The sequence below is a fragment of the Paracoccus wurundjeri genome (assembly GCF_030678915.1).
GTDB classification, from domain to species: Bacteria; Pseudomonadota; Alphaproteobacteria; order Rhodobacterales; family Rhodobacteraceae; genus Paracoccus; species Paracoccus onubensis_A.
Genome location: NZ_JAUUTZ010000006.1, coordinates 190,329 through 204,388, shown reverse-complemented (window position 1 = coordinate 204,388; position 14,060 = coordinate 190,329). Strand labels below are relative to the sequence as shown.

Genomic DNA, 14,060 nt, shown 5'->3' with positions numbered 1-14,060 from the left:
TCAGAAGCCGAAACCGCCGAAGCCGCGCGGCGCCGGGTCAAGGATGACAAGCTGACCGTTGCGGATCGTGGCCACCGCCAGCCCGCGCTCGGCGGTGCGGTCGGCCCGCAGCCGGAAGACGCCGCCCACGCCGGCAAAGCCCGAGGACCGGGTCAGCCCGCTGGTCGTCAGGGCATTGCGGTTCCCGGCGCGCACCTGCGATGCGATGGCGGCGATGGCATCATAGGACAAGCTGGCCAGATCATGCGGCGCTTCGCCATATGCCGCCTGATAACGTGCGTTGAACTGCTGGATCAGATTTTGGTCGGGAATGGCGAACCAGCCGTTCTGCAGCTGAGGCATCCCGCGACGCGAGCGAGGCTCGTCCCAGCGTGTCAGCCCCATGAATTGCGTGACTTGCGAGGTGACGCCGGCTGCTGCCAGTTTCTCGGTCAGGTAAGGCAGTACCGCGGCATGATTGGCGGTCATGAAAATGGCATCCACCTGACCGGATTTCGCCGCCTGCGTGATTTGCGGCGTTACCCCGTCTACCCCGGTGATCGACACCGGATGGTTGCTGCGGCCGGCCAGACGTGCGCCATTGCGCGCAATTGCCGTCTCGATGGCGCGGCCGCCGATCTGGCCCGCTACGTCGTTTTCGGCCACCACATAGATATTGCGTTTCCCCTGCCGCACGCCATAGCTTACCAGGCGGTTGGCGACATTCGAGAAATTCGTGCCCATGACGAAGACATTGCCGCCGGCGATCTCGCTGTTATTCGAGAATGACAGCACGTTGATGCTGCGCGGCGCCATGGCGCTGCCGACCGCATTCGCCGCCTCGGCATAAAGCGGTCCGACGATGATCTTCGCACCCGCGTCGGCGGCGGCATTCGCTTGCGCCACGGCCTTCGCGGTATCCCCGCCGGTGTCATAGATGCTCAGATCGATTGTTGCCCCCTGCGCATCGGCGACCGCCATTTGTGCGGCGTTTTTCAGGCTGCGGGCAAGAACCTCGACATTTGGATTTCCGCTGCCGCCGGGTACGAGCAGGGCGACCTTGACGGGCTGGCCGGGATCGATCATCTGGCCGGATTCAGGGCCGACCGCACCGACATTGCCGCCGCTGGGCTGACATGCGGCGATTGCGACCACACTCAGGATCGCACCCGCACGCAAGGCGGCACGGCGGAGAAGGTTCGGTCTCCGGGTTGTGATAATTGCGGACATGTGGAATTTCCCTGCTGTAGACTGGATAACGGCGGATTAAGCGCAAACTATGTCCATCGCTTGCGAATGGCAATCGCGCGCAAGCTCGTATCAGCCAGAGGAGTGACCCGTGAGCGAACGAAAATCCGGCGTGAAACCGGCGATGAGAACGGGCCGGGACGAACCGGCCCACCGGATTTCCGCCCATGTTGAGGCGGCAGCTCTTTTGCCCGGTCTCTATCTGGTCGCAACGCCGATCGGGACCGCCCGCGATATTACCTTGCGCGCCCTTGATGTGTTGAATTCCGCCGAGCTTCTGGCGGCCGAGGATACCCGCGTGATGCGTCACCTGATGGATATTCACGGCATCCCGCTGCGCGGGCGCAGGATTATCGCCTATCACGATCATAACGCGGACCGTCAGCGTCCCGCAATCATGGCGGCCCTGAAAGAGGGACGCAGCCTCGCCTATGCCTCCGACGCGGGAACACCGCTTGTCGCCGATCCGGGATTTCGGCTTGCCCGCGACGCCGCCATGCAGGGAAGCCGCGTACATGCGGTTCCGGGACCTTCGGCGGCTTTGGCGGCGCTCAGCCTGTCCGGGCTGCCCAGCGACCGCTTTCTTTTCGCAGGATTTCCGCCCATGGGTAAATCCGCAAGGGCGAGCTGGCTGAGACAATGGACGATGATCGACGCGACGGTGATCCTGTTCGAAAGCCCGCGACGTGTTAACCACATGTTGGAAGAGTTGTTCGAAATTGAGCCGAATCGGATTATCGTCGTGGCCAGAGAATTGACGAAAAAATTCGAAGAAGTGATTCGAGGGACGGCGGCAGAACTGCTTTCCGACCCGCGGCTTGACGGCATCAGGGGGGAAGTCGTTGTCGTTCTTGATCGGCCGGCGCCTGTCATAGCTGATGCCGGGACGGTGCAGGCCGCATTGGAAGAGAAACTCCGGACCATGTCCGTCAAGGATGCCGCGCGTGATGTGGCGGCGGAACTGGGTCTGAGCCGGCGGGACGTTTATCAGGCCGCCATCGATCTTACCGCTCAGAAGGGCGTGGATGACGGGGAATCCTGATTTCCCGATGATTTGTATCTGTGGAATGCTGCGCGACATGTCGTCGTCACGCAGTGACGTTGAAAGGGACGCTGATGGGCTGTCAACTCGAATTACTCGATCATATCGGCAAGGTGCAGTTTTGCCCGGCGCTGCGGTCCAGGCGCATTGCCACCGGACGTGCGAGACGAGGCAGAATTGCCGCGATTTCAGGGCAGATAGCCGAGGATCGGGTCGCAAGCCGCTACAACGCCCAAGGATACGATATTCTTGCCCGGCGCTGGCGCGGCAAGGCCGGTGAAATCGACCTGATATGCCAGATCGGCGACTGTCTGGTTTTCGTCGAGGTGAAATCGTCGCGCAGCCATGCTCGTGCCGGAGAGCGTCTTAGCCGTCGCCAGATGAACCGAATTTGCCGTGCCGCATGCGAATTTTGCGGTAATCGATCTGCCGGCCTGTTAAGCGAGATGCGCTTCGATGCGGCGTTGGTTGACGCCTCTGGACGGATCGATGTCATTGAGAACGCGTTTGGCGGCTGAATTCCGGGCCTTGCATCCAACCTGAAGCCGGGTGACAAGCGACCGGCAAGCTGCAGGAGAGCGCGATGAGCCTATACGTCGCATTACAGATGGACCCGTTGGAGTCTGTGGACATCAACGGTGACAGCACATTTCGTATCGGACTGGAAGCCGAGGCCCGGGGACACCGGCTTTTTCAATATACCGTCGATCAGATGCGCTATGACGAAGGGCAAGTGATTGTTCGCGGGCGATCGGTGAGTTTGCAACGTGTAGCCGGCGATCATGTGACATTCGGCGACTGGACCGAAGTGGATCTGACCGAATTCGATGTGATCTGGCTGCGGCAGGACCCGCCTTTCGACATGGCCTATGTGACATCGACGCATCTGCTGGATCGGGTACATCCCAGGTCACTGGTCGTAAATGATCCCTTCTGGGTGAGGAACTGCCCGGAGAAACTGATGGTGCTGGATTTCCCCGATCTCACGCCTCCGACCATGATCTCGCGCAACCCGACCGATTTCCGGCGTTTTCGGGAGCGTCATGGAGAAATGATCATCAAGCCGCTGTACGGAAACGGTGGTGCGGGAGTGTTCCATCTTCGTCGCGACGATCCGAACCTGTCTTCCCTGCTTGAGACATTTGCCGGCATCAATCGTGAGCCGATGATCGCCCAGAAATATCTTCCGGATGTCACCCAGGGCGACAAGCGGATCATCCTCGTCGATGGTGAACCGGTGGGCGCGATCAATCGCGTGCCGCAGCAGGGCGAGACACGCTCGAACATGCATGTCGGTGGCCGGGCGGAAAAAATCGCGCTGACCGATCGCGAGCGTGAAATATGCAAGCGGATCGGCCCGGTTCTGCGGGAGAAGGGCCTGATCTTTACGGGGATCGATGTTATCGGCGGTTGGCTGACCGAGATAAATGTCACCTCGCCGACAGGAATTCAGGAACTGGAGCGATTTGACGGCATAAATGTCGCCGCTTTGATTTGGGAGGCGATCGAAAAACGCGTCGCGGACCGGGCGCATAACAGCCTGTTGCGAGACCTAGCGCCCGATTGATCTGCCATGCGATCAGCCCCCGGCAACAAACGGCAATCGGTAGCTTATTGCTTCCGCGATATGTGGTGCGCGAACGTCTTGGGATTCGGCCAGATCGGCAATTGTCCGTGCGCTGCGGAGAATCCGGTGATATCCGCGCGCTGTCAGCCCCAGCCGCTCGGATGCGGTTCTGATCAACTCGCGGCCCTCACTGTCCGGACTGGCGATCTCATCAAGGATCTGTCCAGTAGCATCCGCATTGACGCGCAACCCGTCATGGTCCCGGAAGCGCTCTGCCTGAATGGTTCGGGCACGTGCGACGCGGGCAGCTATTCGGGTGGAATTTTCTCCGCTTGAAGGTAATTCGAGATCACGGAAATGCACTGCCGGAACCTCGAGACGCAGGTCGAACCGATCCATCAGCGGCCCTGAAATCCGGCCCATATATTCACCGCCGCAAATCGGTGCGCGCGAGCAGGCCCGATTCGCCTCCACCAGATATCCGCAGCGGCAGGGATTGGCCGCTGCAACCAGCAGGAAACGGCAGGGATAGCGGATATGGGCGTTGGCGCGGGCGATCGTGACCTCGCCGGTTTCGATCGGCTGACGCAGGGTTTCCAGCACAGGGCGGGGAAACTCCGGAAACTCGTCCATGAAGAGTACGCCGTTATGGGCCAGACTGATTTCCCCCGGCTTGGCCCCGCGACCGCCGCCGACAATCGCTGCCATCGAGGCGGTGTGATGCGGTTCGCGGAACGGCGCGAAACGCGTAATTCCGCCATCCTTCAGCAATCCCGCCAGCGAATGGATCATCGAGGTTTCCAGGGCTTCAGCGGGTTCAAGCGGCGGCATCAGGCCCGGCAGGCGCGAGGTCAGCATGGATTTACCAGCGCCGGGCGGCCCGACCATCAGCAGATGGTGCCGCCCAGCTGCGGCGATCTCAAGGGCGCGTTTCGCGCGTTCCTGTCCCTTCACCTCGGAAAGGCATGCCGTCTCGGATATTTCGCTGACCATGCCCGGTTGCGCGCGCGCCAGAGGGCGACGATCGGTCAGGTGATCGACCGCATCGCGCAGGCTGACCGGAGCAAGAACGGGGACGGAATCGACCCATGCGGCTTCGGGACCGCAGGGATATGGGCAGAGCAGGGCCCGGTCGTCTTCCGCCGCAGCCATGGCGGCGGGCAGGGCGCCGGCGACCGGGACGAGCCGCCCGTCCAATGCGAGTTCGCCCAGACAGACGCAGCGGGCGAGTTCGTCGATCGGAACGATTTCAAGCGCGGCAAGAACAGCCAGCGCAATGGGCAGATCGAAATGAGAGCCCTCTTTCGGCATATCGGCAGGAGACAGGTTTACCGTCACCCGTCTGTTGGGCATGGCGATGGAAATCGCGCTAAAGGCTGCCCTGATCCGTTCCCGGGCTTCGCTGACCGCCTTGTCGGGCAGGCCGACGATAGCAAATCCCGGCAATCCTGCCGAGACGGCGCATTGCACCTCGACCAGACGAGCCTCGATTCCTGAGAAGGCGACGGAATAGGCGGTTGCGACCATCAGATCCTCTGCGATATCCGCCTGAGTGATTAATGCAGCGGTGCTAAGGGCGGGTTAACGGACGGCTTTCCTTGCGGGTCGCGGATTGGGTCGCTATTGCTCGGCAAGGTATTCGGGAGCTGATATGACCGGCAAACGCATTCTTCTGATTATCGGCGGCGGTATCGCGGCCTATAAGATTCCTCAGCTGATCCGGTTGATCCGGGCCGAGGGCATGGCGGTGACTCCGATCCTGACGCGGGCGGGCGGGGAATTCACCACGGCGATGACAATCTCGGTCCTGGCCGGCGAAGCTGCGCATGAAGGGTTGTTCGATATTTCGACCGAAGCCGAGATCGGGCATATCCAGCTTTCGCGCAATGCGGATCTGGTGGTTGTCGCGCCCGCGACGGCTGACCTGATGGCCAAGATGGCACAGGGACTTGCCGACGATCTGGCATCGACGCTGCTTTTGGCGACGGACAAGCGGGTTCTGATCGCGCCTGCCATGAATGTGCGCATGTGGCACCACCCGGCGACGCAGCGCAATCTGGCGCTGCTGCGGGATGACGGGATCCTCATGATCGGCCCGGACGAAGGCGATATGGCCTGTGGTGAATTCGGCCCGGGCAGGATGGCCGAGCCCGAGGCGATCATGGCAGCGATCCGTGAGGCTTTGAATGTTTCTTTGAGGCCGGCGCCGGAAACCCGTGCTTCGGGGCCTCTGACGGGGCGGCATGTGATCGTGACCTCCGGCCCGACGCATGAGCCAATCGACCCGGTGCGATATATCGCAAACCGGTCATCTGGTGCGCAGGGCGCGGCGATTGCGGCTGCGTTGCGCGATCTGGGTGCGCGAGTCAGTTTCGTGACCGGGCCGGCGGTGGTTCCTGCCCCTGAAGGTGTCGAGGTCATTCGGGTCGAGACGGCCATGCAAATGCGCGACGCGGTCGAGGCGGCACTTCCCGCCGAAGCCGCGGTTATGGCGGCGGCGGTAGCGGATTGGCGGGTCGTCAATTCTTCGCAGCGCAAGATGAAGAAGGACGGAACCGGTCAACCTCCGGCATTGGAAATGGCCGAAAATCCCGATATTCTGGCATGGGTCAGCGGGCTGAAGGCACAGCGCCCCTTGCTTGTCGTGGGGTTCGCCGCCGAGACCCATGACGTGATCGCCCATGCGACGGCCAAGCGGCAGCGCAAAGGCTGTGACTGGATTGTTGCGAATGATGTCAGCCCTTCCACCGGGATCATGGGCGGCGATGAAAATGCGGTGATTCTGCTTCGCGCGACTGGGGCCGAGGAATGGCCGCGCATGAGCAAGCACGAAGTCGCCCGACGCCTGGCGGATGAGATCGCGAAGGAATTGGGATGAATCGCGTTTACCTTGACTGGAACGCCACAACCCCTTTGCGTCCCGAGGCACGGGCGGCAATGATCGAGGCGATGGATGTGATCGGCAATCCCTCGTCGGTGCATGCCGAGGGGCGGGCCGCGAAAATGCTGATGGAACGGTCGCGTGAACGTATTGCGGCCAGTCTGGGGGCAGAAGGCGCCGATGTGATCTTTACCTCGGGTGCGACGGAAGCTGCGGCGATGATGCTGGCGGGGCAGGGTATTCAATGCGCTCCGGTCGAGCATGAGGCCGTGAAGGCGTGGTGTGATCTTTCTTTGCCGGTCGATGGCGGTGGAATCATATCCGTATCCGATCCCACCCGGGCGGCGGTGCAGCTTGCGAATAGTGAAACCGGCGTGATCCAGACCCTGCCCGAGGGATTGGCGGTCAGCGATCTGACGCAAGCTTTCGGAAAGATTCCTTTTGCATTCAATTGGCTGGGTGTGATGGCAGGGTTTGTTTCCGCGCATAAACTCGGCGGCCCCAAAGGGATCGGGGCGTTGATTCTGAAGAAAGGCACTGATATCGAAGTGCGGCTTCGTGGTGGCGGACAGGAACAGGGGCGCCGTGCGGGGACCGAAAATCTGATTGGAATCGCGGGGTTTGCGGCGGCGGCAGAGGTTGCGCAGCGTGATCTGGAAGCCGGGTTGTGGGACGAGGTGGCGGCCCGGCGCGACAAGCTGGAGGCGCGGCTGACAGGAATCGCACCCGATGCGATCATTGTTGGAAAAGACAACAAGCGCTTGCCGAATACGATTTGCCTTCTTACATCGGGGTGGAAGGGTGAAACGCAGGTCATGCAGATGGATCTTGCGGGATTTGCGGTGTCGGCGGGATCGGCCTGTTCTTCCGGCAAAATCCGGGCCAGCGGAACTCTTCAGGCGATGGGTTTTGACGATGCGCAGGCGCAATCTGCGATACGGATCTCGATAAGTCCGGGTTTGGACGACGATCAGATTAACCGATTTGCGGATGCGTGGGAATCCGCGTATTCACGCTGGCGCGAGAGAAACGGGTGAGCCGCGGCTTGCTGAGGAAGGACACGAGATGAACGAGACCACCGATCTTGAAGTTCGGGAAGGCGTTGACCGGGAAACGGTTGAGACTGTCCAGAACATGGGCAGCTATAAATATGGCTGGGATACCGAGATCGAGATGGACTATGCCCCCAAGGGGCTGAACGAAGATATCGTCCGCCTGATTTCGCAAAAAAACGAAGAGCCGGAATGGATGACGGAATGGCGGCTTGAGGCTTATCGCCGTTGGGTGACCATGAAGGAACCCAAATGGGCGATGCTTCACTATCCAAAGATCGATTTCCAGGATCAATATTACTATGCGCGCCCGAAAAGCATGGAAGAAAAGCCCAAATCCCTGGATGAGGTCGATCCCAAGCTGCTGGCAACCTATGAAAAGCTGGGCATTCCGCTGAAAGAGCAGATGATTCTCGCAGGCGTCGAGGGCGCGGGCGAGGCTCCTGCCGATGGTCGGAAGGTTGCCGTCGATGCGGTTTTCGATTCGGTTAGCGTCGGGACGACCTTCAAGGATGAACTGGCCAAGGCCGGAGTGATTTTCTGCTCGATTTCCGAGGCGATCCGGGAATATCCCGAGTTGGTGAAGAAATATCTCGGCTCGGTTGTTCCGCAATCGGATAACTACTATGCCACGCTGAACAGTGCCGTATTCTCGGACGGTTCCTTTGTGTATGTTCCGCCCGGCGTGCATTGCCCGATGGAACTCAGTACCTATTTCCGGATCAATGCCGAAAATACCGGCCAGTTCGAGCGTACGCTGATCATTGCCGACAAGGGCGCATATGTCAGCTATCTTGAAGGCTGCACCGCGCCCAAGCGCGATACGCATCAATTGCATGCGGCCGTGGTCGAGATTGTCATTCTGGAAGATGCCGAGGTCAAATATTCCACGGTGCAGAACTGGTTCCCCGGCGACGAGGAAGGCAAGGGGGGCATCTACAATTTCGTCACCAAGCGCGCCGATTGCCGCGAGGCGCGGGCCAAGGTGATGTGGACGCAGGTCGAAACCGGCTCGGCGATTACGTGGAAATACCCGTCCTGCATCCTGCGTGGTGACGAATCGCAGGGCGAGTTCTACTCGATCGCCATCGCCAATAATTTTCAACAGGCGGATACAGGCACCAAGATGGTGCATCTGGGCAAGAACACCCGCTCGCGGATCGTGTCCAAGGGGATCTCGGCGGGCAAGGCCCAGAATACCTATCGCGGCCTGGTCAGCATGCATCCGCGTGCCACGAACAGTCGGAATTACACGCAATGCGACAGCCTGTTAATCGGCGATAAATGCGGCGCGCATACGGTGCCCTATATCGAAGTCAAGAACACCAGCAGCCGCGTGGAGCATGAGGCGACGACCAGCAAGGTCGATGACGACCAGCTTTTCTATTGCCGTTCGCGCGGCATGGATGAGGAAGAGGCCGTCGCGCTTGTCGTCAATGGTTTCTGCCGTGAGGTTCTGCAGGCGCTGCCCATGGAATTCGCCATGGAGGCGCAATCGCTGGTGGCCATATCGCTGGAGGGCAGCGTCGGATGATCGTAACCACCACGCAAAGCATCGACGGTCACAAGATTACCGCCTATCACGGCATTGCGACCGGAGAGACGATCATCGGCGCGAATGTTTTCCGCGATGTTTTCGCCGGAATCCGCGATATTGTCGGCGGGCGTTCGGGGGCCTATGAGACGGCTTTGGCAGAGGCGCGGCTGACCGCGCTTGCGGAAATGCAGGAATATGCGACGAGTCTTGGCGCGAATGCCGTCGTCGGGGTCGATCTCGATTACGAGGTCATCAACAATATGCTGATGGTGTCGGCCTCCGGCACCGCCGTCACCATCGACTGAGGTAAGAGAATGCTGAAAATCAATAATTTGCATGTGAAACTTGAGGAAGAAGACAAGCAAATCCTCAAGGGGCTCAGCCTTGAGGTTCCCGCGGGTCAGGTCCATGCGATCATGGGGCCGAATGGTTCGGGGAAGTCGACGCTTTCCTATGTGTTGTCGGGCCGCGACGGATATGAGGTTACCGAGGGTGAGGCGACTCTGGATGGCAACGATCTTCTGGACCTGGAGCCGGAAGAACGGGCCGCGGCCGGTCTGTTCCTTGCGTTCCAGTATCCGGTCGAGATCCCCGGCGTAGGAAACATGACCTTCCTGCGCACCGCAGTGAACGCGCAGCGCAAGGCGCGCGGCCTGGCCGAGATGTCTTCGGCCGAATTTCTCAAGGCGATCCGCGCCAAGGCCGCTGAATTGCAGATCGATGCCGAGATGCTGAAACGTCCGGTCAATGTCGGGTTTTCGGGCGGTGAGAAAAAGCGCAACGAAATCCTGCAGATGGCCATGCTGGAACCGCGCATGTGCATTATGGATGAAACCGATTCCGGCCTTGATGTCGATGCGATGCGTCTGGTGGCCGATGGCGTGAATGCGCTGCGCTCGCCAGATCGCAGTTTTCTGGTCATCACCCATTATCAACGTCTGCTGAATCATATCCAGCCCGATGTCGTGCATATCATGTCCAATGGCCGCATCGTCAAATCCGGTGGGCCGGAACTGGCATTGCAGGTGGAAGAGGAAGGCTATGGCGATCTTCTGGCGGAGGCCGGCTGATGTCTGATACCGCCGTTCAGACAAAGGAAGTGACGCCGCAGGTCAGCGGAGCGCCGGTTGCTGCCGATGCGCTGCAGACCCGTCTTGACGCGATGCACCTGCCTGCGGGCGGCTTTACCTCGGCGGCGCGCGCCGATGCCCTGACACGGCTGCGCGACATGGGATTGCCGGGGCCGCGCGATGAATATTGGCGCTTCACCAATCCGCGCGATTTCAATGCGCCTGCTCCTGCACCGATTTCAGTCCCGGAAAAAATGCAGGATTCGCCGCTGTTTCAGGATCTCGACCGGCTGAAACTGATCTTCGTGGACGGGGAGTTCGATGCGGTTGCTTCGGATTCCCTTGGGCTTGAGGGGATCCAGATCGAAACGCTGGCACAGGCGGATGAGGTGGCGGATCACTGGGCCAAGGGAATTTACGGCAGCCTCGAGGCAGCTGGTCAGAAGCCGGTCAACCGCCCCTTTGCTGCGCTTAACACGGTCTCGGCCCGGGACGGCATGCTGATCCGGGTGACGGGAAAACCATCGAAGCCTGTGCATATCGTCCACCGCCGCGCCTCGGAGGACGCGGATGTGACATGGCATCATGTCATCCGGGCCGAAGAGGGCGCGGAGCTTACGCTGCTGGAAACCGGTATGGTCGGCGCGCGCTCGAATGGCATGATCGAGGCTGATCTCGCCCGGGGCGCAAAGCTTAACTATATCGGGGCGAGACAGGCGGTTCATCAGAAGCTGGAACTGTCCCATATCTTCGCCCGGGTCGAGAGCGAAGCGCAACTGAAAGCCTTTGTTCTTTCGGTCAACGGAACCCTGATGCGGCATGAAACCGTTGTGGATATCGTCGGCGATGATGCGCTTGCTCATGTTGCCGGGGCAGTGTTGGGCGATGGCAATGACGGGCCGTTTCACCATGACGACACCATCTTCATCACTCATGGAGGCCTGCGCTGCGAAAGCCGTCAAGTCTACAAGAAGGTGCTGAAGAACGGGGCGGAGGGAGTGTTTCAGGGCAAGATACTCGTCAAGCCCGGGGCACAGAAAACCGACGGTTATCAGATCAGTCAGGCCCTGCTTCTGGATGAGCGCAGCCAGTTTCTGGCCAAGCCGGAACTCGAAATCTATGCGGATGACGTCGTGTGCTCGCATGGTTCGACGACCGGGGCGATTGATGAAACGGCCCTGTTCTATCTGCGCTCGCGCGGGGTTCCGAAAGAGCGTGCCATCGTGTTCCTGGTTCTGTCTTTCCTGGCGGATGCGCTGGAGGAGATCGAGGATGAGGACCTGCGCGGACAGATCAGCGATCGGTTGGAAGCTTGGCTGACCCGGCACGAAAATCAGTGACGACCGGGGCGAGAGCGCGGGGCGGCATGCTGCCCCGCATCCTGCAAAGCTGGTGGTCCCCCCGTCTTGTGGTGCGGGGGCTGGCCGATATGCCCGAGCGGGTGAAGCTGGTGGTATTGATGCTGGCAATGCTGATCTTTCTGGTTGCACAGGCGCCGATGCATGCCCGTGCCGCCGAACTTGATCCTTCGGTTCCGTTCGAGGCCCGGATGGGTGGCTCATTGCTTGCGGTCATGTTCCTGATGCCGCTGATTGCCTATGCGATTGCTGGTTTCGTCTCATTGCTCTCGCGCGTCACACCCTGGCCGCTGGATCAGGGCAGGTCTCGTCTGGCACTGTTCTGGGCGCTTCTGGCGGCCGCGCCGGCAGTGCTGCTGGCCGGGCTGGTTGCGGGGCTGATCGGGCAGGGGCCTGCGCTGACCATGACACGCGCATTTTCGGGCATCGGTTTCCTGATGATCTGGGGCGCCGGAATCTCTGCACTGGCGAGGCAAGCATGACGTTTGACGATTTCAAAGCTCTGGTAAGCCTGACTTTCCGGGATCCGGCAACCGCTGCGCGTTCACTGATCGCGATGAACTGGCCGCTTTCCGTTCGCTGGATGGGATTGTTTCTGGCGGTCTCGGTATCCGCATTGCTGGCCTGGCTGTCATCGCAATTATTTCCGATTCCCGAAGCTGAAGATATGCCGGTTCTGTCGCTGACAGCCCAACCGCTGGTTCTCGCCGTCATCCAGCTTTTCGCGATCGTGCTGGCTGCGTCGCTCATGACCGGGGTGGGGCGGATATTCGGCGGACGGGGTTCCTTCGAGGATGCCTTGCTGCTGACTGTCTGGATCGAAATCGTGCTTCTGCTGGTTCAGGTGGTGCAGGTGGCCACGTCGCTGATCCTTCCCGGATTGTCGGGAATACTGGGCGTGCTTGCGATTGTGCTGTTCTTCTGGCTGACCGTTCAGTTCACCAAGACGCTGCACGGTTTCACCAGCGGGGGCAAGGTCCTGCTGGGCCTGATCGGTACCGCTTTCGTAACGGGTTTCGTCCTTTCGATCATCGCCGCCAGTTTCGGCCTGCTGCCCGAGGTGCCGCAATGAGCTTCGATCTTGCACGGATCCGCGCCGATTTTCCGATCCTGTCGCGGCAGGTCAATGGCAAGCCTCTGGTCTATCTGGACAATGGCGCAAGCGCGCAGAAGCCGCGTCAGGTGATCGAGGCTGTTACCCATGCCTATGAGGCGGAATATTCGAATGTCCATCGCGGGCTGCATTACCTGTCGAACCTCGCGACGGATAATTACGAGCGGGTGCGATCTATCATTGCCCGGTTTCTGAATGCCCCGCGCGAGGATGAGATAATATTTACCTCGGGTGCGACCGAAGGCATCAATCTGGTCAGCTATGGCTGGGCCGCGCCGCGCCTTGAGCCGGGCGATGAGATCGTGCTGTCGGTGCTTGAACATCACGCGAATATCGTGCCGTGGCATTTCCTGCGCGAACGTCAGGGTGTGGTTCTGAAATGGGTCGAGCCCGAACCGGATGGCAGTCTGCCGCCTGCAAAGGTGCTGGAAGCCGTCGGACCGAGAACCCGGTTGATTGCGGTGACCCATATGTCGAACGTGACCGGTACCATTGTCGATGTCGGTACGATTGCGCGGGGGACCGATGTGCCGGTGCTGGTTGACGGCTCGCAGGCGGCGGTGCATCTGCCAGTTGATCTTTCGGCGCTTGGGGTCGATTTCTACTGTATCACCGGACATAAACTGTACGGTCCGTCGGGTTCTGGCGCGATCTGGATTCGTGATTCGCGGCAGGCGGAGATGCGTCCTTTCATGGGCGGCGGCGACATGATCCGTACCGTTGCGAGGGATGAGGTGACCTATGCCGATCCGCCTCTGCGGTTCGAGGCGGGCACCCCCGGCATCGTCAACCAGATCGGGCTGGGAGCGGCGCTTGAATATCTGATGGATATCGGGATGGAGGCGATCTCGGCGCATGAACGCGTGCTGCGCGATCATGCGCGCGATCGGCTGCGGGCATTGAACTGGCTGAACGTGCAGGGCGATGCGCCGGATAAGGGCGCGATCTTCTCGATGACGATGGACGGGGCGCATGCGCATGACATGTCGACCATTCTCGATAAACGCGGGATCGCTGTGCGGGCGGGGACGCATTGCGCCATGCCGCTGATGGAGTTCTATGGAATCAATGCAAGCGCACGGGCGTCCTTCGGCATGTATAATACGGTCGAGGAAGTGGATGCTCTGATCGAAGCTTTGACCTTTTGCCGTGAGCTTTTCGCCTGAATCTTGCAAATATTTTGGTAAATGCCAAAGATTGTCTGTTAATTCT

The 14,060-nt window shown here is 60.2% G+C and carries 14 protein-coding genes; 12 read left to right on the top strand and 2 right to left on the bottom strand.

Going from position 1 to position 14,060, the window contains the following annotated elements; all coding sequences use genetic code 11:
- Positions 1-1,209, bottom strand: coding sequence for a penicillin-binding protein activator (locus Q0601_RS08465; protein ID WP_305289082.1), 1,209 nt, complete (start codon positions 1,207-1,209; stop codon positions 1-3).
- A gap of 142 nt (positions 1,210-1,351) precedes the next feature.
- Between Q0601_RS08465 and rsmI the strand changes: the two genes are divergently transcribed.
- The 3 genes from rsmI (at position 1,352) to gshB (ending at position 3,836) form a co-directional block, all read left to right on the top strand.
- The gene (rsmI, locus tag Q0601_RS08460; protein WP_370656107.1) at positions 1,352-2,269 is read left to right on the top strand and encodes a 16S rRNA (cytidine(1402)-2'-O)-methyltransferase; all 918 of its coding nucleotides are present in this window, start codon (positions 1,352-1,354) and stop codon (positions 2,267-2,269) included.
- Between the two features lie 74 nt (positions 2,270-2,343).
- Positions 2,344-2,787: a YraN family protein gene (locus Q0601_RS08455; protein WP_305289078.1), complete on the top strand. Its 444-nt coding sequence runs from the start codon at positions 2,344-2,346 to the stop codon at positions 2,785-2,787.
- 65 nt (positions 2,788-2,852) lie between these two features.
- A complete protein-coding gene (gene gshB, locus Q0601_RS08450; protein WP_305289076.1) occupies positions 2,853-3,836 on the top strand; it encodes a glutathione synthase in 984 nt (327 codons plus the stop codon).
- A 12-nt stretch (positions 3,837-3,848) separates the two neighbouring features.
- On the opposite strand, the gene Q0601_RS08445 is transcribed toward gshB, so the two are convergent.
- Complete coding sequence (locus tag Q0601_RS08445) at positions 3,849-5,363, bottom strand: YifB family Mg chelatase-like AAA ATPase (RefSeq protein ID WP_305289074.1); 1,515 nt, start codon at positions 5,361-5,363, stop codon at positions 3,849-3,851.
- A gap of 124 nt (positions 5,364-5,487) precedes the next feature.
- Here Q0601_RS08445 and coaBC point away from each other — a divergent pair, with 124 nt between their 5' ends.
- The 9 genes from coaBC to Q0601_RS08400 are packed head-to-tail and all read left to right on the top strand — an operon-like array spanning position 5,488 to position 14,014.
- Positions 5,488-6,714 carry a bifunctional phosphopantothenoylcysteine decarboxylase/phosphopantothenate--cysteine ligase CoaBC gene (coaBC, locus tag Q0601_RS08440; protein WP_305289072.1) on the top strand — a complete coding sequence of 409 codons (1,227 nt, stop codon included), beginning with the start codon at positions 5,488-5,490 and terminating at the stop codon, positions 6,712-6,714.
- Complete coding sequence (locus tag Q0601_RS08435) at positions 6,711-7,754, top strand: cysteine desulfurase family protein (RefSeq protein ID WP_305289070.1); 1,044 nt, start codon at positions 6,711-6,713, stop codon at positions 7,752-7,754. Before coaBC ends, Q0601_RS08435 begins: the two co-directional genes overlap by 4 nt.
- Positions 7,755-7,782: 28 nt before the next feature.
- Complete coding sequence (gene sufB, locus Q0601_RS08430) at positions 7,783-9,303, top strand: Fe-S cluster assembly protein SufB (protein WP_305289068.1); 1,521 nt, start codon at positions 7,783-7,785, stop codon at positions 9,301-9,303.
- Positions 9,300-9,611, top strand: coding sequence for a heavy metal-binding domain-containing protein (locus Q0601_RS08425; protein WP_119748956.1), 312 nt, complete (start codon positions 9,300-9,302; stop codon positions 9,609-9,611). The genes sufB and Q0601_RS08425 overlap by 4 nt, the downstream gene beginning before the upstream one ends.
- A gap of 9 nt (positions 9,612-9,620) precedes the next feature.
- Positions 9,621-10,376 (top strand): Fe-S cluster assembly ATPase SufC, encoded by a 756-nt coding sequence (gene sufC / locus Q0601_RS08420; RefSeq protein ID WP_305289067.1) that lies wholly within the window; start codon positions 9,621-9,623, stop codon positions 10,374-10,376.
- The gene (locus tag Q0601_RS08415; protein WP_305289066.1) at positions 10,376-11,716 is read left to right on the top strand and encodes a SufB/SufD family protein; all 1,341 of its coding nucleotides are present in this window, start codon (positions 10,376-10,378) and stop codon (positions 11,714-11,716) included. The genes sufC and Q0601_RS08415 overlap by 1 nt, the downstream gene beginning before the upstream one ends.
- A gap of 26 nt (positions 11,717-11,742) precedes the next feature.
- Positions 11,743-12,216: a hypothetical protein gene (locus Q0601_RS08410; protein WP_305289064.1), complete on the top strand. Its 474-nt coding sequence runs from the start codon at positions 11,743-11,745 to the stop codon at positions 12,214-12,216.
- Entirely contained in the window at positions 12,213-12,806 is a 594-nt protein-coding gene (locus Q0601_RS08405; RefSeq protein ID WP_119748964.1) for a Yip1 family protein, read from the top strand. The genes Q0601_RS08410 and Q0601_RS08405 overlap by 4 nt, the downstream gene beginning before the upstream one ends.
- Positions 12,803-14,014 (top strand): cysteine desulfurase, encoded by a 1,212-nt coding sequence (locus Q0601_RS08400; RefSeq protein WP_305289059.1) that lies wholly within the window; start codon positions 12,803-12,805, stop codon positions 14,012-14,014. The genes Q0601_RS08405 and Q0601_RS08400 overlap by 4 nt, the downstream gene beginning before the upstream one ends.
- Positions 14,015-14,060 lie beyond the last annotated feature (46 nt).

What these genes read in the sequence shown, in the direction of transcription:
- Q0601_RS08405 (WP_119748964.1), top strand. Translation starts at nt 12,213, where the DNA reads ATGACGTTTGACGATTTCAAAGCTCTGGTAAGCCTGACTTTCCGGGAT.
- Q0601_RS08465 (WP_305289082.1), bottom strand. Translation starts at nt 1,209, where the DNA reads ATGTCCGCAATTATCACAACCCGGAGACCGAACCTTCTCCGCCGTGCC.
- Q0601_RS08445 (WP_305289074.1), bottom strand. Translation starts at nt 5,363, where the DNA reads ATGGTCGCAACCGCCTATTCCGTCGCCTTCTCAGGAATCGAGGCTCGT.
- Q0601_RS08410 (WP_305289064.1), top strand. Translation starts at nt 11,743, where the DNA reads ATGCTGCCCCGCATCCTGCAAAGCTGGTGGTCCCCCCGTCTTGTGGTG.
- Q0601_RS08400 (WP_305289059.1), top strand. Translation starts at nt 12,803, where the DNA reads ATGAGCTTCGATCTTGCACGGATCCGCGCCGATTTTCCGATCCTGTCG.
- sufC (WP_305289067.1), top strand. Translation starts at nt 9,621, where the DNA reads ATGCTGAAAATCAATAATTTGCATGTGAAACTTGAGGAAGAAGACAAG.
- sufB (WP_305289068.1), top strand. Translation starts at nt 7,783, where the DNA reads ATGAACGAGACCACCGATCTTGAAGTTCGGGAAGGCGTTGACCGGGAA.
- coaBC (WP_305289072.1), top strand. Translation starts at nt 5,488, where the DNA reads ATGACCGGCAAACGCATTCTTCTGATTATCGGCGGCGGTATCGCGGCC.
- Q0601_RS08415 (WP_305289066.1), top strand. Translation starts at nt 10,376, where the DNA reads ATGTCTGATACCGCCGTTCAGACAAAGGAAGTGACGCCGCAGGTCAGC.
- Q0601_RS08435 (WP_305289070.1), top strand. Translation starts at nt 6,711, where the DNA reads ATGAATCGCGTTTACCTTGACTGGAACGCCACAACCCCTTTGCGTCCC.
- rsmI (WP_370656107.1), top strand. Translation starts at nt 1,352, where the DNA reads ATGAGAACGGGCCGGGACGAACCGGCCCACCGGATTTCCGCCCATGTT.
- Q0601_RS08455 (WP_305289078.1), top strand. Translation starts at nt 2,344, where the DNA reads ATGGGCTGTCAACTCGAATTACTCGATCATATCGGCAAGGTGCAGTTT.
- gshB (WP_305289076.1), top strand. Translation starts at nt 2,853, where the DNA reads ATGAGCCTATACGTCGCATTACAGATGGACCCGTTGGAGTCTGTGGAC.
- Q0601_RS08425 (WP_119748956.1), top strand. Translation starts at nt 9,300, where the DNA reads ATGATCGTAACCACCACGCAAAGCATCGACGGTCACAAGATTACCGCC.